General features: G+C 62.0%; 25 protein-coding genes, 2 tRNA genes and 1 pseudogene. 10 read left to right on the top strand and 18 right to left on the bottom strand.

The genetic code is table 11. From position 1 onward, the window contains the following. Window positions 1-111 precede the first annotated feature (111 nt). The 4 genes from ACZ5ZH_RS05660 to ACZ5ZH_RS05645 are packed head-to-tail and all read left to right on the top strand — an operon-like array spanning window position 112 to window position 3,950. Complete coding sequence (locus ACZ5ZH_RS05660) at window positions 112-1,380, top strand: pyruvate dehydrogenase complex dihydrolipoamide acetyltransferase (protein ID WP_464772450.1); 1,269 nt, start codon at window positions 112-114, stop codon at window positions 1,378-1,380. Beyond that, entirely contained in the window at window positions 1,380-1,796 is a 417-nt protein-coding gene (locus ACZ5ZH_RS05655) for an acyl-CoA thioesterase (protein WP_449473104.1), read from the top strand. Before ACZ5ZH_RS05660 ends, ACZ5ZH_RS05655 begins: the two co-directional genes overlap by 1 nt. Before the next feature lie 5 nt (window positions 1,797-1,801). After that, window positions 1,802-3,199: a dihydrolipoyl dehydrogenase gene (lpdA, locus tag ACZ5ZH_RS05650; RefSeq protein ID WP_464772449.1), complete on the top strand. Its 1,398-nt coding sequence runs from the start codon at window positions 1,802-1,804 to the stop codon at window positions 3,197-3,199. Next, entirely contained in the window at window positions 3,177-3,950 is a 774-nt protein-coding gene (locus ACZ5ZH_RS05645; RefSeq protein WP_464772448.1) for a phosphatase PAP2 family protein, read from the top strand. Before lpdA ends, ACZ5ZH_RS05645 begins: the two co-directional genes overlap by 23 nt. On the opposite strand, the gene ACZ5ZH_RS05640 is transcribed toward ACZ5ZH_RS05645, so the two are convergent. The 11 genes from ACZ5ZH_RS05640 to ACZ5ZH_RS05590 form a co-directional block, all read right to left on the bottom strand. Further along, window positions 3,912-5,360 carry a DUF2142 domain-containing protein gene (locus tag ACZ5ZH_RS05640; RefSeq protein ID WP_464772447.1) on the bottom strand — a complete coding sequence of 483 codons (1,449 nt, stop codon included), beginning with the start codon at window positions 5,358-5,360 and terminating at the stop codon, window positions 3,912-3,914. The two genes, ACZ5ZH_RS05645 and ACZ5ZH_RS05640, sit on opposite strands and share 39 nt — an antisense overlap. Window positions 5,361-5,592: 232 nt before the next feature. Further along, complete coding sequence (locus ACZ5ZH_RS05635; RefSeq protein WP_464772446.1) at window positions 5,593-6,537, bottom strand: hemolysin family protein; 945 nt, start codon at window positions 6,535-6,537, stop codon at window positions 5,593-5,595. An 8-nt stretch (window positions 6,538-6,545) separates the two neighbouring features. Next, complete coding sequence (gene ybeY, locus ACZ5ZH_RS05630; protein WP_464772445.1) at window positions 6,546-7,058, bottom strand: rRNA maturation RNase YbeY; 513 nt, start codon at window positions 7,056-7,058, stop codon at window positions 6,546-6,548. A 50-nt stretch (window positions 7,059-7,108) separates the two neighbouring features. After that, window positions 7,109-8,113, bottom strand: a complete 1,005-nt coding sequence (locus tag ACZ5ZH_RS05625; protein WP_464772444.1) for a PhoH family protein — start codon at window positions 8,111-8,113, stop codon at window positions 7,109-7,111. A gap of 122 nt (window positions 8,114-8,235) precedes the next feature. After that, a complete protein-coding gene (miaB, locus tag ACZ5ZH_RS05620) occupies window positions 8,236-9,585 on the bottom strand; it encodes a tRNA (N6-isopentenyl adenosine(37)-C2)-methylthiotransferase MiaB (protein WP_464772443.1) in 1,350 nt (449 codons plus the stop codon). 9 nt (window positions 9,586-9,594) lie between these two features. Beyond that, on the bottom strand, window positions 9,595-10,227 hold the full coding sequence (locus ACZ5ZH_RS05615) for a lysophospholipid acyltransferase family protein (RefSeq protein ID WP_464772442.1): 633 nt from the start codon (window positions 10,225-10,227) through the stop codon (window positions 9,595-9,597). Between the two features lie 131 nt (window positions 10,228-10,358). Continuing rightward, window positions 10,359-10,781, bottom strand: a complete 423-nt coding sequence (locus tag ACZ5ZH_RS05610; RefSeq protein WP_196225926.1) for a Fur family transcriptional regulator — start codon at window positions 10,779-10,781, stop codon at window positions 10,359-10,361. A 120-nt stretch (window positions 10,782-10,901) separates the two neighbouring features. After that, window positions 10,902-11,324: a Ros/MucR family transcriptional regulator gene (locus tag ACZ5ZH_RS05605; protein WP_464772441.1), complete on the bottom strand. Its 423-nt coding sequence runs from the start codon at window positions 11,322-11,324 to the stop codon at window positions 10,902-10,904. Window positions 11,325-11,436: 112 nt separating this feature from the next. Then, entirely contained in the window at window positions 11,437-11,916 is a 480-nt protein-coding gene (gene rimI, locus ACZ5ZH_RS05600; RefSeq protein WP_464772440.1) for a ribosomal protein S18-alanine N-acetyltransferase, read from the bottom strand. Then, window positions 11,913-12,563, bottom strand: coding sequence for a tRNA (adenosine(37)-N6)-threonylcarbamoyltransferase complex dimerization subunit type 1 TsaB (tsaB, locus tag ACZ5ZH_RS05595; protein WP_464772439.1), 651 nt, complete (start codon window positions 12,561-12,563; stop codon window positions 11,913-11,915). The genes rimI and tsaB overlap by 4 nt, the downstream gene beginning before the upstream one ends. 94 nt (window positions 12,564-12,657) lie before the next feature. After that, window positions 12,658-13,233: a NifU family protein gene (locus ACZ5ZH_RS05590; RefSeq protein WP_464772438.1), complete on the bottom strand. Its 576-nt coding sequence runs from the start codon at window positions 13,231-13,233 to the stop codon at window positions 12,658-12,660. 113 nt (window positions 13,234-13,346) lie between these two features. Here ACZ5ZH_RS05590 and ACZ5ZH_RS05585 point away from each other — a divergent pair, with 113 nt between their 5' ends. The 4 genes and pseudogenes from ACZ5ZH_RS05585 to ACZ5ZH_RS05570 all read left to right on the top strand — a co-directional run. Next, window positions 13,347-13,817: a pyridoxamine 5'-phosphate oxidase family protein gene (locus tag ACZ5ZH_RS05585; RefSeq protein ID WP_464772437.1), complete on the top strand. Its 471-nt coding sequence runs from the start codon at window positions 13,347-13,349 to the stop codon at window positions 13,815-13,817. Window positions 13,818-14,091: 274 nt separating this feature from the next. Continuing rightward, complete coding sequence (locus tag ACZ5ZH_RS05580) at window positions 14,092-15,468, top strand: DEAD/DEAH box helicase (protein WP_464772436.1); 1,377 nt, start codon at window positions 14,092-14,094, stop codon at window positions 15,466-15,468. A 106-nt stretch (window positions 15,469-15,574) separates the two neighbouring features. Then, the gene (locus ACZ5ZH_RS05575; protein ID WP_464772435.1) at window positions 15,575-18,466 is read left to right on the top strand and encodes a M16 family metallopeptidase; all 2,892 of its coding nucleotides are present in this window, start codon (window positions 15,575-15,577) and stop codon (window positions 18,464-18,466) included. A 90-nt stretch (window positions 18,467-18,556) separates the two neighbouring features. Next, window positions 18,557-19,030: pseudogene (locus ACZ5ZH_RS05570) on the top strand (methylated-DNA--[protein]-cysteine S-methyltransferase); the annotation flags it as partial. Between the two features lie 24 nt (window positions 19,031-19,054). On the opposite strand, the gene ACZ5ZH_RS05565 reads toward ACZ5ZH_RS05570, so the two are convergent. The 4 genes from ACZ5ZH_RS05565 to dapB all read right to left on the bottom strand — a co-directional run bounded on the left by ACZ5ZH_RS05565 (window position 19,055) and on the right by dapB (window position 21,126). Beyond that, a tRNA-Arg gene (locus tag ACZ5ZH_RS05565) sits at window positions 19,055-19,131 on the bottom strand. Between the two features lie 73 nt (window positions 19,132-19,204). Next, window positions 19,205-19,591: a hypothetical protein gene (locus ACZ5ZH_RS05560; protein WP_464772434.1), complete on the bottom strand. Its 387-nt coding sequence runs from the start codon at window positions 19,589-19,591 to the stop codon at window positions 19,205-19,207. A gap of 103 nt (window positions 19,592-19,694) precedes the next feature. Then, window positions 19,695-20,354 carry an endonuclease III gene (gene nth, locus ACZ5ZH_RS05555; RefSeq protein ID WP_464772433.1) on the bottom strand — a complete coding sequence of 220 codons (660 nt, stop codon included), beginning with the start codon at window positions 20,352-20,354 and terminating at the stop codon, window positions 19,695-19,697. A 7-nt stretch (window positions 20,355-20,361) separates the two neighbouring features. Continuing rightward, complete coding sequence (gene dapB / locus ACZ5ZH_RS05550) at window positions 20,362-21,126, bottom strand: 4-hydroxy-tetrahydrodipicolinate reductase (protein WP_464772432.1); 765 nt, start codon at window positions 21,124-21,126, stop codon at window positions 20,362-20,364. A gap of 104 nt (window positions 21,127-21,230) precedes the next feature. Between dapB and ACZ5ZH_RS05545 the strand changes: the two genes are divergently transcribed. After that, window positions 21,231-21,929 carry an NAD-dependent deacylase gene (locus ACZ5ZH_RS05545; protein WP_464772431.1) on the top strand — a complete coding sequence of 233 codons (699 nt, stop codon included), beginning with the start codon at window positions 21,231-21,233 and terminating at the stop codon, window positions 21,927-21,929. Between the two features lie 23 nt (window positions 21,930-21,952). On the opposite strand, the gene ACZ5ZH_RS05540 is transcribed toward ACZ5ZH_RS05545, so the two are convergent. The 3 genes from ACZ5ZH_RS05540 to ACZ5ZH_RS05530 form a co-directional block, all read right to left on the bottom strand. Then, complete coding sequence (locus tag ACZ5ZH_RS05540; protein WP_464772430.1) at window positions 21,953-22,285, bottom strand: DUF4880 domain-containing protein; 333 nt, start codon at window positions 22,283-22,285, stop codon at window positions 21,953-21,955. Beyond that, the gene (locus ACZ5ZH_RS05535) at window positions 22,272-22,871 is read right to left on the bottom strand and encodes a sigma-70 family RNA polymerase sigma factor (RefSeq protein ID WP_464772429.1); all 600 of its coding nucleotides are present in this window, start codon (window positions 22,869-22,871) and stop codon (window positions 22,272-22,274) included. Before ACZ5ZH_RS05535 ends, ACZ5ZH_RS05540 begins: the two co-directional genes overlap by 14 nt. A 139-nt stretch (window positions 22,872-23,010) precedes the next feature. Beyond that, window positions 23,011-23,202 carry a hypothetical protein gene (locus ACZ5ZH_RS05530; protein ID WP_196225946.1) on the bottom strand — a complete coding sequence of 64 codons (192 nt, stop codon included), beginning with the start codon at window positions 23,200-23,202 and terminating at the stop codon, window positions 23,011-23,013. A gap of 117 nt (window positions 23,203-23,319) precedes the next feature. Here ACZ5ZH_RS05530 and ACZ5ZH_RS05525 point away from each other — a divergent pair. After that, window positions 23,320-23,404: transfer RNA gene (locus ACZ5ZH_RS05525), tRNA-Leu, on the top strand. Window positions 23,405-23,407 lie beyond the last annotated feature (3 nt).

Below are 23,407 nucleotides of genomic sequence, written 5' to 3'. Positions count from 1 at the left end.
GCGGATTATCGCCCAAGGCGCAAGCCACGCCCTTGACCCTCCCGCGCAAAGGGTCAAAACGGCATTCAACGCTTACCCGCCCGGCCGGGAAAAGAAGAGAGGCCTTCACGCATGAGCAAGAAAATCCAGATGCCCGCCTTGTCTCCCACGATGGAAGAGGGGACGCTGGCTAAATGGCTGGTGAAGGAAGGCGATACCGTGTCGTCGGGCGATCTGCTCGCCGAGATCGAGACGGACAAGGCCACGATGGAATTTGAAGCCGTGGACGAAGGCAAGATCGCCAAAATCCTCGTCTCCGAAGGCTCCGAAGGCGTGAAGGTCGGCACGGTCATCGCCATTATCGCCGAAGAAGGCGAAGACCTCGCGCAAGCAGCTGAAGGCGGCTCGGCTCCCGCCCCCAAACCAGCCGCCGCCGCGCCAAAGGCCGACCCCGTGCCCGCCAAGGCAGAAGCTCCCGCCCCCAAGGCGGAGACTGCACCCCAGTCCGGCGACCGCGTAAAGGCCAGCCCCCTGGCGCGCCGCATCGCCGAGGAAAAGGGCCTCGACCTCTCCAGCCTCACCGGCACCGGCCCCAACGGCCGCATCGTGAAGGCCGATCTGGAAGGCGCTTCGGCCAAGGCTCCGACCGCCGCCCCGGCTCCGGCCGCAGCAGCCCCGGCCCCTGCACCGGCCGCCGCGCAGGACTTCGGCATCCCGCACGAAGTCATCAAGCTCAGCGGCATGCGCAAGACCATCGCCCGCCGCCTCACCGAATCCAAGCAGCAGGTCCCGCACATCTACCTCACCGTCGATATTCAGCTCGACAAGCTGCTGAAGCTGCGCGGCGAACTCAACGCCGGTCTCGCCAGCCGCAATGTCAAGCTGTCCGTCAACGACCTCCTCATCAAGGCGCTTGGCGTCGCGCTCATCCAGGTGCCCGAATGCAACGTCCAGTTCGCAGGCGACCAGATGCTACAATTCAGCCGCGCCGACATCAGCGTTGCGGTATCGATCCCCGGTGGCCTCATCACCCCGATCGTGACCGGCGCGGACAGCAAGGGCGTCGCCGCCATCTCGAACGAGATGAAGGATCTCGCCACCCGCGCCAAGGACGGCAAGCTCAAGCCGGAAGAATATCAGGGCGGCACCGCCTCGCTGTCCAACATGGGCATGTTCGGCATCAAGCAGTTCGAAGCCGTCATCAACCCGCCCCAGGCCATGATCATGGCGATCGGCGCAGGCGAAAAGCGGCCCTTCGTCGTCGATGACTCGCTCCAGATCGCGACCGTCATGTCCGCCACTGGCAGCTTCGACCACCGCGCCATCGACGGCTCGGACGGTGCGCGCTTGATGAAGGTGTTCCGCGAACTGATCGAAAACCCCCTCGGCATGCTCGCCTGATGCGCGCCGCCGACGAGCCGCCGCCGGAGGAAAGCCCGGCGGTACGCGTCATCGCCATGCCCGCCGACACCAATCCCTATGGGGATATTTTCGGCGGCTGGCTGATGAGCCTCATGGACTCGGCAGCAGGCTCCGTCGCCGCGCGCCACAGCAAGGGCCGCGCCGTGACCATCGCCGTCGAAGGCATGACCTTCCTCCGCCCGGTAGTCGTCGGCGACGAAGTTTCGGTCTTCGCCAAGCTCGCTTCGGTCGGCCGCACGTCGATGAAGATCGATGTCGAGGCATGGCGCCGCACCCGCCACGACGACCGATCCTACCGCGTGACCCGCGCCACTTTCACCTTCGTGGCGATCGGAGAGGATCGCCAGCCCCGCACCGTCCCGCCCATGACGGCGGCTTCAGACAAGAGAGACTGAAATCCATGGCTGAAAATTACGACGTCATCGTTCTGGGTTCCGGCCCCGGCGGCTATGTGGCCGCGATCCGCGCGGCGCAGTTGGGCCTCAAGACCGCCATTGTCGAGCGCGAAAATCTCGGCGGCATTTGCCTCAACTGGGGCTGCATCCCGACCAAGGCGCTGCTGCGCTCGGCGGAAATCTTCCACTATATGCAGCATGCGGGCGATTATGGCCTTGCCGCTGAAAAGATCAGCGCGGACATCGCCGCCGTCGTCAAACGCTCGCGCGGCGTTGCCAAGCAACTCAATCAGGGCATCACGCACCTGATGAAGAAGAACAAGATCACCGTCCACATGGGCGACGGCAAGCTCACCGGCAAAGGAAAGCTCTCCGTCACCAAGGACGGCAAGACCGAGGAACTGACGGCGAAGAACATCATCCTCGCCACCGGCGCCCGCGCCCGCGACCTGCCCGGCACGCCCGCAGACGGCAAGCGCGTCTGGACCTACCGCCACGCCATGACGCCGTCGGAAATGCCGACCAAACTACTCGTCATCGGCTCGGGCGCCATCGGCATCGAATTTGCGAGCTTCTACAACGACATGGGCGCTGACGTGACCGTGGTCGAAATGATGGACCGCGTCGTGCCGGTCGAGGATGCGGACGTCTCCGCCTTCCTCGAAAAGGCGCTCAAAAAGCAGGGCATGACCATCCTGACCAGCGCAGGCGTCAGCGATATTCAGGTCGGCGCAAATGGCATCAAGGCGAAGCTGAAGGACAAGGCGGGCAAGGAAAGCGCCGCTGAATTCAGCCATATGATCGTCGCCATCGGCATCGTCCCCAACACCGAAAATATCGGCCTAAAGGAACTCGGCGTCGCCATCGACGATCGCGGCTTCCTCAAAACCGACGAGATGTGCCGCACCAACATCGAAGGCCTCTGGGCAATCGGCGACATCACCGCCCCGCCATGGCTCGCGCACAAAGCCAGCCATGAAGGCGTCATCACGGCCGAAGCCATTGCGGGCAAGCACCCCCACGCCATGGACCCGCGCAACATCCCGGGCTGCACCTACTGCCACCCGCAGATCGCCAGCGTCGGCCTCACCGAAGCCAAGGCGAAGGAAGCAGGCTATGAGGTGAAGGTCGGCATGTTCCCCTTCATCGGCAATGGCAAGGCGATCGCGCTCGGCGAAGCGGAAGGCTTCACCAAGACCGTGTTCGACGCTAAGACCGGCGAACTGCTCGGCGCGCACATGGTCGGCGCGGAAGTCACTGAAATGATCCAAGGCTATACCATCGGCAAGACGCTGGAAACGACCGAAGCGGAACTGATGCACACCGTCTTCCCGCATCCGACCATCTCGGAATCGATGCACGAAAGCGTGCTCGCCGCTTATGGACGCGCGCTCCATATCTGACCGCCGCTCGTGGCAAAGGGGCGCGGGGATATTTCTCCTCGCGCTCCTCGCCGTTCTGGCAATCGCGCTGCTCCAGCGATCCGGCTGGTTCGATCCACTGAACGTTGCTGCGATGAAGGCGGCGGGGGCGGGCAGGGCGGCCGCTCCGTGGGTCACGCCAGTCATGGTCGCGGCCTCGGTCATCGGCGACACGGTTGGGCGACTGCTCATCATGGCCGTCGTGGCGATCGCATTGCTCTACCGCCGACAACGCCATGCCGCCCAATGGCTAGCCCTCGTCACGGTCGGCGGCACCTTCCTCAACACCGGCCTCAAGCAGATTTTCGCCGCACCGCGACCTGATCTGCTGCCCCACATCGACATCGTTCACAGCTACAGCTTCCCCAGCGGCCATTCCGCCGGGACCATGATCCTGTTCGGCGCGCTGGCGATGCTGAGGCGTTTGGAACCCGGCGCCCCACCACCACCGTTCGCCCTGAGCTTGTCGAAGGGCTTTCCTTCCTTTTTTAGTAAGAAGAGGGCTTCGACAAGCTCAGCCCGAACGGGATCGTGGGTTTCACATGGAAGACACGACGCGTTACCCTACCTCACCGCCGCCCTCATCATCGCCCTAATCGGCACCAGCCGCGTCTGGCTAGGCGTCCACTGGCCGACCGACGTCCTCGCCGGCTGGATCGAGGGCTTGGGCTGGCTATGCCTCTGCCGCTACTGGCTACCAGCGGGGCGAGGGCAGGAGCAGCGCGTCGCTTAATCGCTCATGCGGCGGCATCCCATCGGCAGTGACGAAGCCATGCACCCAGAAGCTGTCATAGGCACTGCCCAGCGCAATCAGCAGCAACAGCGGCGCCGACCCTGCGAAGACCGGCCGCGCGGCTCGCAACCCCGCTTCCGGCATCATCGCCAGCAACACCAAAGGCAGCAGCGGCAGGAAATAACGCCCCTGCGTCCCCTGCACATAATCGGCGCCGAGCGGCGTGCCCGTCAGATACATGGCCGTTTCGATCAGCAAAGCTGTGCCGCCAGCCACAGCCAGCCACCACAGCCTTTGCGCCGCGCCGACCCGGACCCCCGATCCACTCAAAACAGCCGCTCCCAACATAACAGCCGCCAGCAGATAGGTGCCGAGCGGCAACAATATCGCATTCCACCCGAAGCGGCCGACAAGCTGCAACGCATAAACCGGCGACCGCTCGGCAATGCTGGACCCTAGCGTGCGAACATAGGCTGCCGGATCAGCCATGATAACCGCCAGCTGCGCACCAAGCGGCGCGGTCATGACATTCTCCCCCGTCTTGCGCGACACGATATGATAAAGCGCCTGACTGCCGCCGGACATCTTCATCCACAGAATGAAGACCACCGCTCCCAGCGCCATCGCGCCCAGCAGCAACCACGGCCTTACGTCCCGCCGATGCTGCGGCCATTGCAGCCCCGCCGCCATCAGGGGCAGATACACCCCCTTCGCCAGCGCGAGCAGAGGCGCGGCAATCAGCAGTCCGGCCGACCGGCCCGGACTGCTACCCATTGCGGCAAGGCGCAAGGACAGCGCCAATCCCACAAAGCCCATCCCGTTGATGACGGCGTCGGGAGAGAGCGACCCTGTCTGATAACTGAATGTCGGCAACAATGCCGTCGCCAACAAGGCCCCGCGTCCAAAGGGCATCAGCCCGAACGCCACCGCCAGCAATATTAGCCCGGCCGTGGCATTGACCAACCGTCCCACATAGAAACTGCCCATGCGCGGCAGGTCCAGCGCTTCTCCAGCCCGCAGTCCAGCGGCCGAAGGCGCATAAAGCGTCGGTGCATAATTGGCGACGTTGGGAAAATCGGCAAAGGCAGTGCCCGGCCGCCCTGCGTCAGCCCTCCACGCCCGCTCCATCATCCCGCGATCAAAGCGCCGCGCCTCGCCCGTAACTTCGGTGGGAAAGTCGATCCCGTGCAGATCCAGCGCGGATCGCGGCAGCTCAGCCCCGATCTCCTCGCTCCGCTGCTCGGTCATGACCCGCCCATCCGCCAGCAGCAGCGCTTTCATATAATGCTGATTTTCGTCGGGTGCCTGAAAGGGGGGCGTAATCACCGCAAACGACAATGTAACGGCGCAGACCAGCGCCAGCAGCCAGCGCTCCAATCTCGTCACCGGCACGGCAATAGGCGAAAGCATCGCCCGCTCCGAAGAAATCGATAGTCTTTCGTGCCGCACAAGCCGCTCCACCACAAAACCCTCTCCCTCGGGGGAGAGGGCAGGGAGAGGGGGTGGCGCAACCCTCGTTGGACTCACACCCTCACCGAATTACTTCCACCGGAAAGCAACAAGGCGGGCGCAACCCTAACGGTCAGCTCTTAACATTTCCCAGCATTGCCCGCGCTTTTACCAAGTTGCGCAGGCATCCCGCTCATTCGGCTTCATTTTCTTTTTCAACCGGAGGATGGAGCCGCAGCCGTGTCACCCGGCGTCCATCGCTGCTCACGATTTCCAGCTTCCAGCCGCTCTGTTCATGATTCAATATTTCGCCAGCTTCGGGCACTCGCCCCGCGATGACGAACGCCAGACCGCCTAGGGTGTCGACATCTTCCTCGACATCGGCCAGCCGCTCGTCAATCTCCTCGGCGACATCATCCAGCTCGGCGCGGGCGTCCGCTTCCCACAATCCGCCCTCCAGCGGAACGAGCAGGGCCTCAGGCGCATCGTCATGCTCATCCTCGACGTCACCGACGATTTCCTCGACCAGATCTTCGAAAGTCAGCAGGCCCTCAGTTCCGGAATATTCATCCAGAACGATGGCAAGATGGGTGCGTTTCGCCCGCATCTCCGCCAGCAGGTCCAGCGCGCCCATGCTCTCGGGCACATAAAGCGGCTGACGGATCAGAGGCTCCAGACTGTCTGGAACGGGCGATTTGCCCGCCAATATCGCAAAGGCGTCGCGGATGTGGACCATGCCGACGATGGTATCCAGCGTCTCGCGATAGACCGGAATGCGGCTGTGCCCCGCTTCGGCGAACAGCGCCGCCAGTTCGGCAAAGCTCGCCCGTTCCTCGATCGCGATGATGTCGGCGCGCGGCACGGCGACGTCATCGACCGTATGCTCGGAAAAATGCAGCAGGTTGCGAACCATCTGCCGCTCTATCGCCGACAGGTCGCCCTTGGCCGCGGCAGGCGCGCGTTCGTCCTGCGCATCCTCATCATAATCGTCGAGCGCCTCTTCCAGCTCGCGCCGCAGGCTGGGGCTCTCCTCCTCGCCAAACAGCAGCGACTTCAGGCCGCTCCATAAACCGCCCTCGTGACTACTACTGTCCGATTCCTTTGAACCGTTGCCGTCCTTCGGACTGCCTTCAGCCATCGTTCTTCCTATTGTCCTGTCAGGCGATCCCCATAGGGATCGGAAATGCCAAGGCTCAGCAACGACTGCGTCTCCAACGCCTCCATCGCCTCTGCCTCGGCATCCTCCATATGATCATATCCCAGCAAATGGAAAGTCCCATGGATGATCAGATGGGTGGCATGTTCGGACACCGATATGCCCTTTTCCGCCGCCTCGCTGGCGCACACCCCCTCCGCCAGCACAATATCGCCCAGCAGAACCTCGCCATCATCGGTATTGCCTGTGCCTTCCAGCAGGTCGGACTGCACCATCGGGAATGACAGGACGTTGGTCGGCTTGTCCTTGTCCCTATAGGCGCGATTCAGCCCATGCACCTCCTCATCGCTGGTCAGCTTCACGGCGACCTCATACAGCGCCTGGTCCGTGGCAAAGGCGGCATAGGGGCTGTGCGTGATAGCCGCCACAACCGCCCGCTGCGCCAGCAACTCCCAATCTTCGCCCGGCCAGCCTTCGTCATGAAGGACCGCAACTTCAATCATCCAAATAAGCTCCGTTCGTTTCGAGCGAAGTCGAGAAACAGGTTCGGCCCTTAAGCATCCGGCCCCTCATAAGCCTGCACGATCCGCCCCACGACCGGATGGCGCACGACATCGCCGATCCCGAACGGCACTACGGAAATGCCATCCACACCCTCTAGCCGCGCCACCGCGTCCGCCAGCCCCGAAATCCCCGGCTGAGGCAAGTCCACCTGACGCGGATCGCCGCAGATGACCATCCGGCTCCCCTCGCCAAAGCGGGTGAGGAACATCTTCATCTGCGCGATGGTCGTGTTCTGCGCTTCGTCCAGCACGATGAAGGCGTTGGCCAGCGTCCGCCCGCGCATGAAGGCCAGCGGCGCGATCTCTATCTCCCCGCTCGCGATCCGCCGCTCCACCTGTTCGGCGGGCAGCGTGTCGTAGAGCGCGTCATAGATCGGCCGCAGATAAGGATCGACCTTCTCCTTCATGTCCCCGGGCAGGAAGCCCAGCCGCTCGCCCGCCTCAACCGCAGGCCGTGACAGGATCAGCCGGTCGACGCTGCCCGTGATCAACTGGCTCACCGCCTGCGCGACGGCGAGGTAGGTCTTGCCCGTGCCTGCCGGACCCAGCGCGAAGATGATGTCGTTCCGGGTCAGCGCCTCCATATAGGTGACCTGCGTCGCGGAGCGCGGCACGATCGTCTTTTTGCGCGTGCGGATCATCACCTTCGGCGGTTCGGCGACATCGTGCCGGATGATGCCGTCCAGCATCGGTTCGGCCGACATGGCGATGACGGCCTCCACCGCGCCGCTGTCGATCTCCTGCCCAGCCACGATCCGGTTGTAGAGGCCCGTCATCACGTCCCGCGCCCGCGCCGCCGCTTCAGCATCACCCTCGATCTGAAGCTTATTCCCCCGCGCCGCGATATAAACGCCCAGCCGGTTTTCGATCGCCACCAGATTCTGGTCATATTGCCCGAACAGCGCGCCCAACAGGTGCGGCTTCTCGAAAGTCACTTCCAACCGCGCGCGTTCAGCAACGTCCACGCGATGATTTTGGTTCGGTTTCTTGGACATTCAGCAGCCTCCCTTTCCATCCGTCACAACCGCGCTGGCGGTTATCCATCTCCTGGTCTTCGATCCCGGTGGACAGGCTCGGAGATGGGTTCCTGCAGAAGCGGGAACGACGGGTTTTGGGTTCAAGCGGCTTTCCTCCTGCTGAGTTCGCCAGCCAGACTGTTCGGACCGGCACTGATGATATCCACTTCGACCATGTCACCGATGACAAGTTCGGGCGCTGTGACATGGACAGACTGCAACCAAGGCGTTTTCCCGATCAGCTGCCCCGGATGACGTCCCTTGCGCTCCAGCAATATTTCGGTCGTGCGCCCCACCGTCGCGGCGTTGAAGTCCACCTGATGCCGGTTGATCACCGCCTGCAATCGCGCCAGCCGCTCGTCCATCACCGCCGCGGCAATCTGCCCGTCCATGTCCGCCGCAGGCGTGCCGGGGCGAGGGCTATATTTGAACGAATAGCATTGCGCATAGCGCACCTGCTCGACGATCTTCAACGTATCCTCAAACTCCGCATCCGTCTCGCCGGGGAAGCCCACGATGAAGTCGCCCGACAGCGCGATGTCGGGCCGCACCTGCCGCACCCGCTCGATGATCCGCAAATAGCTTTCCACATCATGGCTGCGGTTCATCGCCTTCAATATGCGATCATTGCCGGACTGCACCGGCAGATGCAGGAAAGGCATCAGCTTCGCCTCTTCGCCATGCGCAGCGATCAGCCCATCACTCATGTCATTGGGATGGCTCGTCGTATAGCGGATGCGCGCCAGCCCGCCGATCTTCGCAAGCTCACGCACAAGGCCGTCCATGCCCTGCATGTGGCCCTTGTCATCCTCGCCGGTCCAGGCATTCACATTCTGCCCCAGCAGCGTGATTTCCCGCACGCCGCCATCCACCAGCGCCTTCGCCTCGTCCAGGATCGCGCCCCAAGTCCGGCTGATCTCCGCCCCGCGCGTATAAGGAACCACGCAATAGGTGCAGAACTTGTCGCACCCCTCCATGATCGTCAGGAATGCGGTCGGCCGAGCCTGCTTCGTCCGCCCCGGCAGGGCAGAGAATTTCGACGCCAGCGGCATGTCGGTATCGACCGCCTCCTCGCCACGCCCCGCCTTCTCGATCAGGTCAGGCAGCCGGTGATAAGCCTGCGGCCCCACCACAATATCGACACTCTTCGCCCGGCGGCTGATCTCGCCCCCCTCCGCCTGCGCGACACAGCCAGCGACCGCGATCATCGGCCGCGTCCCATCCTCGCGGTTCAACCGGCCAATGTCGGAATAGACCTTGTCCACCGCCTTTTCGCGAATATGGCAGGTGTTCAGGATCACCAGATCCGCCTCGGCTCCATCGGCCGCGGCGGTCATGCCCCGTTCGCCCAGCATCTCGGCCATGCGCTCGCCATCATAGACGTTCATCTGGCAGCCGAAGGATTTGACGTGGAATGTCGCTGGAGTCTTTGGGGCGTCGTTACGATTCATGCCGTCCATCTATACAGGTGCCACGACCGGAGTGAAAGGCGGCAGGTGCATCGCAATGCTCGCGGCGATCCTTTCGCGCGCCACTGCCGCTAACTGCTTGCGATCGGGGTAAAGCGCGGGGTCGAACGGCTCCAGAAAACGCAGCGTGACGTTCAGCCTGCCGCGCCGTTCCAGCAGCCGCCGCACATTCTGTCCCGCCGGTTCGTCGCTATGCCACGCAATTTCCGCCGTGGCCGCGCCATAGTCGATGTGAACCGGCTGGATCATCACCGCGCGCGGCGGCGGTAGTAGAACCGCCAGCAGCGACGGCTTGAACGGCAGCAGGCCCTGCCCATCACTGGTCGTGCCCTCTGGGAACAGCGCAACCGGCTGGTGCCCCGCCAGCGCCGCGCGCAACGCTTCGATCTGTCCGCCCAGCGCGCCTCGCCGGTTCCGCGCCACGAACAGGGTATTATTCTGTGCCGCCAGCCACCCGACGATCGGCCAGCCCGCAATCCCGTCATGCGCGACGAAGGCGGCGCCGGTTGCACCGCCCAGCGCCAATATATCGACCCAGCTGACATGATTGGCGATGATGAAGCTGTCGCCGTGAAAGGGATGCCCCTCTACCCGCACCCGCGCACCGACGGCCCTTGCCGCCATTCCCAGAAAGCGGGGAGGCCAGGGAGATCGCGCTCCTACGGCCCGCCATAACAGATGCGGGATCAGGCAAAGCAGCAGGCATGCCGCCAGAGCGCTCAGCCGATAAAGAAAGCGCAGCCGCCGCAAGGCTGTCAGTTCTTGCGATCCAACGATACGCCGTACAATTCCATGCGATGATCGACCAGGCGGAAGCCTAGTTTCTCGGCAATCTGCTTCTGCAACTGTTCCAGTTCCGGATCGACGAACTCAATGACATTGCCGGTTTCGACATCGATCAGATGGTCGTGATGCGCTTCGGGCGCCGCCTCATAACGGGCGCGTCCATCGCCAAAGTCGTGCCGCTCCAAAATGCCCGCTTCTTCGAACAGGCGAACCGTGCGGTACACGGTCGCGATCGAAATGCCCGGATCGATGGCGGACGACCGCTTGTGCAGTTCCTCCACATCGGGATGGTCCACCGCGTCACTCAGCACCTGAGCGATCACACGGCGCTGTTCGGTGATGCGCAGGCCCTTCTCATGACAAAGGGCTTCTACATCGATCTTGCGGTTCATGCGGGCTCGCTCATTCAGGTGTGTCGGATAATCAGCGGAAATCTAGCGGCATAACTGCCATTATAAAAGGGGCGCATGGCAAATGCGCCCCTCTCATCGCGGATCGCCCGCAGTTGCTGCTTATTTTGCGCGAGTGCGGCGGCGCTTCGTGCCAAGGCCGATCTTCTTCGCCAGCGAACGACGCTGCTCGGCATAGTTGGGTGCGACCATCGGATAGTCGGCGGGAAGGCCCCACTTTGCGCGATAATCGTCCGGCGTCATCTGATAGTGAGTCATCAGGTGGCGCTTCAGCATCTTCAACTTCTTGCCGTCTTCCAGGCAGATAATATAGTCGGGCTTGATCGAAGAACGCACCGATACGGCTGGTTCCGGCTTCACTTCCGGGACGGCAGCGGGCTTGGTCAGACCAGACAGGGCGGCGTGAACGTTCTGGATAAGCGTCGAAACGTCAGACACGGCGACACTGTTGTTTGAAACATGTGCTGCAACAATGTCCGAAGTCAAAGTAATGAGCAGCTCGCTCTGGGCTGATTCGATTTCCATTTCTTTTATCCCGCGAATGCTGAATTGAGTGCGACCCGCCCAGGTGAATTCGTTTCAGGAGCGGTATGTCGGCGTTATACCCGGATACGCCGATTAGCAAGGGCGATCCAGTCTATCCCAGCATTTCTATACGAAAACTCAGGGCATCGTGAAGTTGTCCGTCGGCACCCCGGTAGTAACCGGGACGCCTATGCACATATTCGAACCCTGCTTTTTCATATAGTTTGATCGCTGTATTTGACGAACGGACTTCGAGATTCATCGACTTGATGCCTCGCCGTCGCGCCGTCTTCAAACTATCGACCAACAGTTCCCGGCCAATGCCCCGTCCGCGCCACGCCGGATGGACGGCCAGCAGCAGCAGTTCGCATTCGTCCAGCACCGACCGGACCAGCGCGAAACCCATCGCCGCCGCATCAACCCGCGCGATCGTCAGCCAGGTGCCCGGCATCATCATGACGCCGGACAGCTGTGGCAGCGTCCATGCCTCGCCATAAGCGGGGTCGAATGCCTCCGCCATGACATCCATCGCGTCGGCCAGCGCGTTGCGCTCGCCATCCTCATATATGTCCAGCGCCAGGCCGGGGATCATGAACGGCCCTGCTGCGGGGCAGGCTGCCTCATGGGCTGCGCGTCGGCATCGCGGCAGTAAATGGGGGAGGGCGGAAGCGATGGCAGCGCCGCGATCAACGGATAATCGGCGGAATTGGGATAAAGTCTGACGGCCGTTCCATGGCCACGCGCGGTCACCAATGCTTCGGCGCCCGTGCCATATATCACCGGCTGCTCCAGCATCGTGGCAAGCGTCGCGATCGGGGTGGACGCGGGCTGGGTGATGGCGGTCAGGCCATCGGCTTCAAAACATTGCCAGAACAGTTCGCCATGCCCTCCGGTGATGGTGACCGCGATCGGCCCGCCATCCTGATGCTGATCCTGACCTTGGGCCGCCTTGGCCGCGATCAGCGACAGCGCGCAATAACCATGTAGGGGCAGCGACCATGCGAGGGCAAGCGCTCTAGCCGCCGCTATGCCGATGCGTACGCCAGTGAAGCTTCCGGGGCCAAGGTCCACCGCAATTGCGTTCGCCCGGCCGCCGTCGGGCAGGGCGGCTATCGCGGGCACCAGCGCTTCGGCATGGCCCCGGCCGACTATCTCATGGAAATGGCCTATTGCCTTGCCGTCCTCCATCAGCGCCACGGACAGCGCCTGCGTAGCGGTGTCGATGACGAGAGTGCGCAAGAAAATCCCCTGTGAAAACCGGCGTGGGAGCGGGCGGCCTATGGCAAGCGGTTAGTCGATCGCGATCGTTTTGCCAAACGCCGCCGCCGCTATTTCAGACGGCGCGCACTTCCGTCACTTCCGGGACATAATGTTTGAGCAGTTGCTCGATCCCGTTCTTCAACGTGGCGCTTGAGGAAGGGCAACCGGAACAGGCGCCCTGCATCCGCAAATAGACCGTCCCGCGCTCAAAGCCGCGATAAACGATGTCGCCGCCGTCATTGGCGACGGCGGGCCGAACGCGCGTGTCGATAAGGTCGCGGATCTGCGCGACGATCTCCGCGTCGGCGGGATCATCGGTGAACTGCTCTTCCTCTTCGGGGATGAAGATTTCGCCCGCCGATCCGGGGGCGAACAGCGGCATGTTCGCCGAAAAATGCTCCAGCAGGATCGAAAGGATGTCGGGCTTCACATCGCTCCACTGCGCGCCCGGCGCTATGGTGACGGAAATGAAGTCGCCACCGAAAAACACGCCGGTGACGTCGCCAAGGCCAAAAAGGGCATTCGCGAGCGGAGAGGCTTCCGCTTCCTCCGGCGTCGCGAAGTCGCGCGTACCCATGCCCATGACGACCCGGCCGGGGATGAACTTGACGGTTGCCGGATTTGGCGTTGGTTCGGTCTCGATCAGCATGGCCGCTATGTGGAGAGAAGCTTGCTCAAGATCAAGCGTCCAGACGGGCTTTTGCGGAACTTCGCCAGATGCTGGCGATTAAACTCCTATCAGCATGAGCAGGAGACAAAAGGATGAGCACCGAATCCGATATCCGCCACCGTTTCTGGACCGAATTGTCGCAGAGCCCTTTTCTGATGATCGGTTTGCAGGGATCGCACGACCATAATCTGCCGATGACGGCGCAACTCGACCCCGGTGCCAATCATTGCTTCTGGTTCTACACCACCCGGGACAATCGTCTGGCGAAGGGCGGTCCCGCCATGGCGCAGTTTGCGGGGAAGGGCCATTATCTGTTCGCCTGCATCGACGGCACCCTTGTGGAGGAAACCGACCCGGCGGTGATCGACCGCTATTGGACGCACGAAGTCGCGGCCTGGTATCCCGGCGGGCGGCAGGACCCCAATCTGCTCATGCTCCGCTTTGATCTTGGCCATGCGGAAATCTGGCGCGCGGACATGTCGCTGGGCGGCGTCTTCAAACAATTATTCGGCGGCGACGTGCGCGACGAAATGCGCGGCAAACATGTGGAAGTGTCGCTCTGAATTCTTCCCAAGGGCTTCGTTTCGGCGAAGCCCTTGCTTTTTTGCATGAATGAAAGCATATGCGGCGCAACGCAGCGGGCGGCCTTCATGGCCCATCAGCGATTGGCAGCGTGATCGTCCCGACCCTTGAGGGGTGACGGGGCCGGCCAATGAAAGTCTGCGCCAAGCTTTTGAGGCTTCCCTATTCACGCGGGTCGTTTCGCAACCCGCTTTGCGTCCAGTTGCGATTCGCAACCTATGGGCGACTGAGCCTTTTTAATTCGAGAGTTCATTCATGCAATTCACCGACCTTGGTCTCGCCGAGCCCATCCTGAAGGCGCTCGCCGCCAAGAATTACGCCAACCCCACCCCCATCCAGACGCAGGCCATTCCCGTCCTGCTTCAGGGCAAGGACCTGTGTGGCATCGCCCAGACCGGCACCGGCAAGACCGCTGCCTTCGCGCTGCCCAGCCTCGACCATTTCGCCCGCAATCCCAAGCCGACGCCGCTTCAGGGTTGCCGGATGCTGGTCCTGTCCCCCACCCGCGAACTCGCAGCCCAGATCGCCCAGAGCTTCCGCGACTATGGCCGCTTCCTTAAGCTGTCGGTCGAAGTCGTCTTCGGCGGCGTCCCCATCAATCGCCAGATCCGCGCGCTCGGCCGGGGTGTCGACATCGTCGTCGCCACGCCGGGCCGTCTCCTCGACCTGATCGACCAGCGCGCCTTCACCATCAAGGACACGGAAATCTTCGTCCTCGACGAAGCCGACCAGATGATGGACATGGGCTTCATCCACCCCTTGAAGCGCATCGCCAAGCTGCTTCCCAAGGAACGGCAGAACCTCTTCTTCTCCGCCACCATGCCCGGCGAGATCGAGGCGCTCGCCGCGCAGTTCCTGAACAACCCGGTGAAGGTCAGCGTCGCGCCGCAGTCCACCACGGCCGAGCGCGTCCGGCAGCAGGCGACCTTCGTCAATCAGGCGGAAAAGCAGGCGCTCCTCACTCTCACGGTTCGCAACGAGCCGATCGACCGCGCGCTGATCTTCACCCGCACCAAGCACGGCGCCGACCGCGTCGTCCGCTTCCTGGAAGGCGCGGGCATCCAGGCCGTCGCGATCCATGGCAATAAGAGCCAGGGCCAGCGCACGACAGCCCTTCAGGCATTCCGTCATGGCCATGTTAAGCTGCTCGTCGCCACCGACATCGCTGCGCGCGGCATTGACGTGTCGGGCGTGAGCCACGTCATCAATTTCGAGCTTCCCAATGTCCCCGAACAATATGTCCATCGCATCGGCCGCACCGCGCGGGCAGGCGCGGAAGGTATTGCGATCAGCTTCGTGGCTGATGATGAACGGCCCTATCTCAAGGCGATCGAGCGCACCGCGAAGGTGAAGCTCGAGATCGTGCCCTTGCCTGACAATTTCGTAGAAGCCGTCCGCAACCTCCCGAAGGCGGCGCCTCAGCGTAAAGGCCGCGAGCAAACGCCGGAACAGAAGACGCGCCGGGCCGATGGCCAGCGCCGTTATCAGGACCAGCAGAAGCAGCAGCGCGGCACGGCCGAACGGGCTCACCGCCCCGATGGAGAGGCAAAGCCCGCGAAGAAGAACTTCCGCCGCAACCGGAGCGGAGTAGGCGCGCACAAGGGTGCTGTGCAGAAGACCGGCGGCCGTTAAGTTTCAGGCAGGATGGTGCCAGGTGGCGCCATCCTGCCCTCCTTCGTGAAACATGGCTGCTCTTTGTCAGTAGCCATTCAGAATTTTGGCTCTAGGCTGTGGCGCCATGAGCTTTTTCCTCCGGCGTCCTGCCGTTTCGCTGTCCGTCATTGCGTTACTGCTTTCGGGCATTCCTGCTTCCCTGTCAGCCAGAACTGGCCCGGCCAAGTCGGCGTCGGCTACCAATGATACGCAGGCGCAGGTCAGGCCGTGGCTCTATGAAAATAGCGACGTGCCTATCGATCCGGCATGGCACTTCGGCACCTTGCCCAATGGCCTTCGCTATGCCGTTCGCCGCAATGGCGTTCCGCCGGGACAGGTTTCCGTCCGCTTGCGCATGGATGTCGGCGCCCTGATGGAGCAGCCCGATGAACAGGGCTATGCGCACTTCATGGAGCATCTGACCTTTCGCGGATCGCGCCATGTGCCCGATGGCGAGTCCAAACGAATATGGCAGCGGCTGGGCGTAACCTTCGGCAGCGACAGCAACGCCCAGACGACGCCCACCGGCACCACCTATGCGCTCGACCTTCCTCAGGCGACACCGGCCAGCCTTGGCGAGAGCATGAAAATTCTCGCGGGCATGATGGTCGACCCCAACATCGTGGACAGTGCCGTTGAAGCGGAGCGGGCGGTAGTTCTGGCCGAACGGCGGGAAGGGGACGGGCCGCAGATGCGAATCTCCGACGCAAGCCGCCGCCACTTCTTCGCTGGTCAGCTTCTGGCGGAGCGCAGTCCCATTGGCACGGTCGCCAGCCTCAATGCTGCCACTGCCGCGCGGATGGGGGCGTTTCATCAGCGCTGGTATCGCCCGGAAAATGCAGTGATCTCGATAGCGGGCGACATCGATCCCGCTGTAGCCGAGCAGATCATCAAGGATAATTTCGCGTCATGGTCGGCGCCGGGACAGGGGGCTGCGCTCCCGGATTTCGGTGAGCCGGATGCCAAAGCGCCTGCCGCCAGCGTCGCGGTCGAGCCGGGCGCGCCAACGGGCCTGACCATGGCCTGGCTTCGTCCATGGAAGCCGCATGCCGATACCATTGTCTATAATCAGGACAAGCTGACCGACATGCTGGCGCTGCAGATCATCAGCCGCCGCCTCGAACAAGCGGCCCGCGGCGGAGGCAGCTTCATTCAGGCAAGCGTCGATCAGCAGGATGTCAGCCGATCGGCCGATGGGACCTTCGTCACCTTGGTCCCCACCGGCGAGAATTGGGAAAAGGCCTTGGGCGATGTCCGCGCGATTATCGAAGACGCGAAGGCGACCGCGCCGAGCCAGCTCGAAATTGACCGGGAATATGCCCAGATCGACACGGCGCTCGCCATTCAGGTTGAAAATGCCGACACGGAAGCGGGCGCCAAGCAGGCGAGCGATCTGGTGAGCGCAGTCGATATCCGCGAAACCACCGTCAGCCCTCAGGCTGCGCTGGAGATATTCCGATCCGGCAAACCGGCCATGACGCCGCAGAAGATACTGGATTCCACGCGCCGCCTGTTTTCGGCCGGTGTGTTCCGAGCCCTCCTGATTACGGGCAAGCCGGTGCCGGGGATCGACGCCCGCCTGTCCGCTGCCCTGGCTGCGCCGGTGAAGGCTGCCACCAACGCCCGGTTGGCGGACAAGGCGATCACGATGGCGGACCTTCCCAAGCTCGGCCCTCCCGGCAAAGTGGTGTCGCGCACACAGGTCGGATTGCCCGGCATGGAGAGCGTAACCTTTGCCAACGGGGTGAAACTCACCCTGTTCGCCAATAATGCTGAAACGGAAAAGGTGCGGATCAACGTCCGCTTCGGTCACGGACAGCTGGCATTTTCGCCTACGAAGGCAGCACCGGGCTGGGCCGCCAATTATGCGTTGGTGGCCAGTGGCATCGGCAAGCTGGGTCAGCGTGAGCTGGATGACCTGACGAACGGTCGCCGCATGGGAATGGATTTCTCAATCGACGATGATGCCTTCGAAATGCAGGCCGTCACTCGCCCGGCTGATTACCGGGATCAGTTGCAACTCTTTGCGACCAAATTGGCCGCGCCTGGTTGGGACCCCGCGCCGATCGCCCGAGTGAAGACAGGCACCGCCGTTGCTTATGACGCGATGGCACGGGCGCCGGATTCTGTGCTGGCACGCGATCTCAACTGGTTGTTGCATGACAAGGACGTTCGGTTTCGCACCCCTTCACGAAATGAGATAGAGGCGCTGACCCCGCAGGCGTTTCGCTCCACTTGGGAGCCGCTGCTGGCTTCTGGACCGATTGAAGTGCAGATTTTTGGACAAGTGAAGCCCGACGAAGCGATCGAAGCGGTCGCAGCCACCTTTGGCGCGATGCCCGCAAGGCAGTATGTCCCGGTTCCGCCTGTGAACAAGCAGATGCGCTTCCCCGCTCATGTCGCGACGCCGATTATCCTGCGGCACAAGGGCGACAAGGAGCAAGCCGCGGCGGTCATGGCGTGGCCTACGGCAGGCGGTTTCGCGCTTACGAAAGAAGCGCGCCAGCTCGAAATCCTGACGCAAATCTTCAATGACCGCCTATTCGATCGGCTCAGGTCGACGGAAGGGGCCGCCTATTCGCCGAGTGTCCAGAATAATTGGCCATTTTCCTACGAAAGCGGCGGCTACATTCTGGTGACCAGTCAGGTGCGTCCCGATCGCATCAATTATTTCTACGGCGTCGTTAAGGATACGGCGGCAGACCTCGCCAAAAACCCGGTCAGCGAGGATGAGCTTCAGCGCGCTGTCGCGCCAATGCGCCAGCTGCTGATGCGGGCGAGCACAGGCAATGCCTTTTGGATGAACCAGATGGAGGGCGCGACCCAGAACCCACAATATGTGCAGGCCATGCAGACCATGGCGAAGGACATGCTGTCGGTGACGCCAGCCCAGCTTCAGGCGCTTGCCGCCAAATATCTGGTTCCGGGGAGGAGCTGGTCAGCTGTGGTGCTGCCGGAGGGGGTGGAGGCTCGCTGACGGTACGTCGTTTTTGAAGGCAAGCGGCAGGAAGCCAATGCCAAGAAAGCGAATTATTCTTCAGTCTTTCCGAAGTTGGAAGGATAGGTCGTGACATTTGCCTTTGATATGTTCCGGTCGCCGGTAGGTGATCTCACTATGGTCGCCAGCGGTGGGGGCTTGGCTGCCCTGTTATGGGAAGATGACGATCCCCTACGCGTACGGGTCAGACGCGGGGTGAAGACCCCGGATCACCCACTGCTCCAGAAAACGTCGAAGCAATTGCGCGCCTATTTTTCAGGCAAACTCACCCGTTTCGACCTTCCGCTCGATTTTCAGGGAACGGATTTTCAGAAGCAGGTCTGGGCAGCCCTGCTTCGCATTCCGTTCGGGCAAGTGCGCAGCTATGGTCAGGTGGCAGCGGATATCGGCCGTCCCTCAGCCTCCCGCGCGGTCGGTGCCGCTAACGGCCGCAACCCGCTCTCCATCATTGCGCCCTGCCACAGGGTGATCGGATCGGCGGGGGCGCTGACCGGCTTCGCTGGCGGGTTGGAAGCCAAGCGATACCTGCTGGATCATGAGCAGGCTGTGCTGCGAACCGGAAGAGAATGGTGCACCCAAGTGGATTCGAACCACTGGCCTTTGCCTTCGGAGGGCAACGCTCTATCCAGCTGAGCTATGGGTGCGTGTCGCTTGGTGCGAAGCGCCGCTTAGCAAAGGGCAACTGCCGACGCCAGCACCAAAATCGCGACGCGCCGACTATTTGACCTTCTTCATGGGCTGGAATTTACCAAGTCCGCAACTGGCACCGCGCATCAGATCGGGCGAACTGTAAAGAACCGTGATGATATCCACGGAGCAGAGCTGCGACAGGCTCGTCTTATACATGAAACGCTTTTCGGAACCCAGGCTTGGGCAACTGTTCGGCAGCGTGTTCCGGTACACCTTATTGCCGTTGAGAATGAAATCGATCGTTCGATCATCACGAACATCGGTCTGGCGGATCGAATTTATCTGGACGCAATCAACGGGCTTGCCAGCTGCAACCAGATTGTCGGGCCGCGTCTTGGCCGTTGCCGGGGCAACCAGGGACATGAGCGCCACGGCGACACCCAGGCGAAGCGCCGGGGAAACAGGGACGAACATGATTGTCTCTCCTTATTGTCGTCACGGGTAACACGTCATCGAATGACGCGTTCCGTCTTTGCCCTAGCACAGCTTGACTGAACCGCATGATAATGGCGGGCGCTCAGGTGATCGGCATGGCTCCTTTGGGAGCAGGGGTCTTCGGCTTGTAGCGGCAGAGGTCGGCGACGATGCAACGCCAGCATTCCGGCCGCCGCGCCTTACACACATAGCGGCCATGAAGGATAAGCCAGTGGTGCGCATCCCGGCGAAACGGGCCGGGCACCCGCTTCTCCAGTTTCTGTTCAACCGCAAGCGGCGTCTTGCCGGGCGCGAGGCCAGTACGGTTGCCCACGCGGAAGATATGGGTATCGACAGCGAACGTCTCATGCCCGAAGGCGGTATTCATCACCACGTTCGCCGTTTTTCTGCCCACCCCCGGCAGCGTCGTGAGTATGTCACGATCCTGCGGGACTTCGCCGCCAAAATCGCGCACCAATATTTCGGACAGGGCGATGACATTCTTCGCTTTGGCATTGAACAGGCCGATCGTCTTGATGTGCTGCTTCAAGCCCTCTTCGCCAAGCTCCACCATCTCGGCGGGCGTTTTTACCTGCATGAAAAGCGCGCGCGTGGCCTTGTTGACGCCGACGTCGGTTGCCTGAGCGGAAAGAACCACCGCGACCAGCAGCTGATAGTCGTTGCCATATTCCAGCTCCGTTCGCGGCGCCGGATTGGCTTCCGCGAGACGGCTGAAGAAGTCGAAGATCTGCGCCTTGTTCATCGGAGGATCAAAGGCCGAGCACTGCCTTCATGTCATAGCGCCCGGCAGGTTGGCCGATCAGCCAGGCCGCGCCCTTTACGGCGCCGCGTGCGAATATGACGCGGCTCTCCGCGCGATGGCTGAGTTCAATGCGCTCGCCATCGGTGGCGAAGATCACCTGATGATCGCCCGCAACCGACCCGCCCCGCAGTGCCGCGAACCCGATCGCACCCTGAGCCCGCGCCCCGGTAATGCCGTCGCGGCCCCGTTCGCTGTTGCTGGAAAGCTCGATGCCGCGGCCACGTGCCGCCGCCTCACCCAACAGAAGCGCGGTGCCCGACGGCGCATCGACCTTGTGCCGATGATGCATCTCGACGATTTCGATGTCCCAATCATCCCCGAGCCGGGCGGCAGCCTGTTCGACCAACGCCGATAACAGGTTTACGCCGAGGGAGGTGTTGCCCGTCTGGAGCACGGGGATCATCCGGGCCGCCCCATCGATCAGATTGTGATGAACCTGCTCGAGGCCGGTGGTGCCGATGAGGACCGGCTTCTTCGCCGCGACGCACGCATCCAGATGGGAGGAAAGAGCAGCCGGAACCGAAAAGTCGATCAGCACATCACTCCGTTCGGCCAGCGCCAGCGGATCGGATGTGATCGCAAGTCCCGGCAGAAGCTCTCCACTGCCTTCGCGATCGGTACCGCCACTGACGTTCAGCCCTGCTTCGATCGCGACCTGGGCGATCGTGCGTCCCATGCGGCCCGCTGCTCCAAAAAGTCCGATCTTCGTCATGATGGTGCTTGTCCCCGGAAATCCGCCCGTCCGATGCCAGAATGACCCCGACTTGTCATCTGGAAGCTGTAGCTTTTGGATTGAGCAGCAGACATGATGACAAGATGGACGACATCCTCAACATCGTCATTTTGACCGGCGCGGGAATCTCTGCCGAAAGCGGCCTCGCGACATTTCGAGGGCCTGATGGCTTGTGGGAAGGTCATCATGTGGAGGATGTCTGCACGCCAGAGGCGCTCGAGCGCAACGCGGCACTGGTGCATCGCTTCTATGACGAACGGCGCGCAAAGCTGCATGAAGTTCAACCGAATCCGGCGCATCAGGCTTTGGCAGCCTTGGACGCGCAATGGCGAGGCGAGCTGCTCATCGTCACGCAGAATGTCGATGATCTTCACGAAAGGGCGGGTGCCCGCCGCCTGATACACATGCACGGCGAACTTCGATCTGCCCTCTGTGCCGCTTGTGGCAAGGGGGTGCCCTGGTCTGATCCCTTGCCTCCGGGCGCGCCGTGCGGAGCGTGCCGCAGTGCCAGCCTGCGTCCGGACATCGTGTTCTTCGGTGAAATGCCGTACCAGATGGAGGTGATCGACGCAGCGCTGCGCCGGGCTGACCTATTCGTGTCGATCGGCACCTCCGGCGCGGTCTATCCGGCCGCAGGTTTTGTCCAGACGGCGCGGCATGCAGGCGCCCGGACGTTAGAGTTGAATCTGGAGCCTTCGGCGGGCAGCTTCTATTTCGAGGAAACTCGCATCGGTCTGGCCAGCGATCTCGTGCCTGATCTGGTACGGGAATTACTGGCCTAGATTCCACAAGTGATGCCTCGGCGTCAGGCGGAGCGAAAGCGGAGCTCTCCGATTCGCGTTTCCTGATGATCGGCGTCATCGACTGTACAGACCGAGAAGATGGCGGCGATGATAAACAGGATTACGGCAACTCCAGCCGCGATCATGATATTGCGCGACAAGCGGCGCTGCGGCTCGCTAGCGATGAGCGCGATAGTCGGCAAATCGTTGTCAGGCGTCGCGCTCTTCAGCACTTCAGCGGATTCCCAGCCCGCCTCCGCCCGTGCGTAAGCTATTGCGTGCTGCGGGTCCGCTTCGATCCACGCGGAAAGTTCGGCCTCATCCTGAGCAGCCGGGTCGGTGTTAAGCCTTACCAACAGACGCGCGGCTTCCGCCTCGATTTCGTTCCTGCTGCTTGAGCCTCGCTCCGACGCTTGCACGTTCGAAATCCGTTTCCTGACGTTCCGACCATGCCCGCATAACTATCGCGATGGCTTTGGCCAGATGTTTTTCAACCGTAGAAACGGACAAGGACATTTCTGCCGCTATTTCGATCATCGATCTTTCATGGATACGACGCAGGACAAATACCCTCCGACATTGCGGTGGAAGCGTTTCGACGATCGCTTCGATCTGCCGCAGGGCCTCGCGGGCATGAAGTTGAGCCTCGACACTGTTTTCGGCTTGCAGCAGTTCCAGGTCAGCGATCGTTTCGAAGCTGACCACCTTGTCGCGGCGGGCATTGTCGATGATCAGATTGCGGGCGATCGTGAACAGATAGGCGCGGCCTGTCGTCACATTGTTCCAATTGTCCGTGGCATAGGCACGGGCCATGACCTCGGCGACCATGTCGTCAAGCTCCAGGAAGGAAGGCAAAATCCTCCGGAGCCGACCCCGAAGTGCGGCCTCCTGTGGTAATATAACTGCCTTGAACCAATCTAATTTGGCGCGAACCCGATGCACGATGACCCCCTTGATGTCAGCCGCGCCTCTCCCGCTTTTCTTCTATCCGTCGTGGTTCAATCATGCTTGCAAGGGCCTGTCCAGCATAGGAGAGGGAGAAAATTTCTCGCTACTGCAAGAATAGACGCTGCTGATACACTCAATCCGGCGGCAATTCCGGGATGGACCGATCCGGCTGGTCAAAATCGGGCCGCGTCGGCACGAACTCGGGCGGTTCGCCCGCAGGAGTTTCATCAGGGGTGGAGGGGGGAGGCGACTCCGGGGGTGACTGCGGCTGGATCGTGTCGGGTGGGGGTACGCCGATCGGTTCCGGATCAGGCTGAGTGGCCATGTTTCTCTCCTTGTTGAAACGTTACGCCTGAGGCCCTGCGTGAGTTCCGGGCAAGTTATCCACAATTGCTTGCCTCCCCGGATGCTTTTCTCTATGCCGCGCCGACCGGCGGCCGATGCGGGCGTGGCGAAACTGGTAGACGCGCCAGATTTAGGTTCTGGTATCGCAAGATGTGGGGGTTCGAGTCCCTTCGCCCGCACCAGTG

This window comes from Sphingobium sp. TomMM7A (assembly GCF_055397305.1).
The sequence above is the reverse complement of the archived record's forward strand: the minus strand, read 5'-3'. Positions and strand labels throughout refer to the sequence as shown.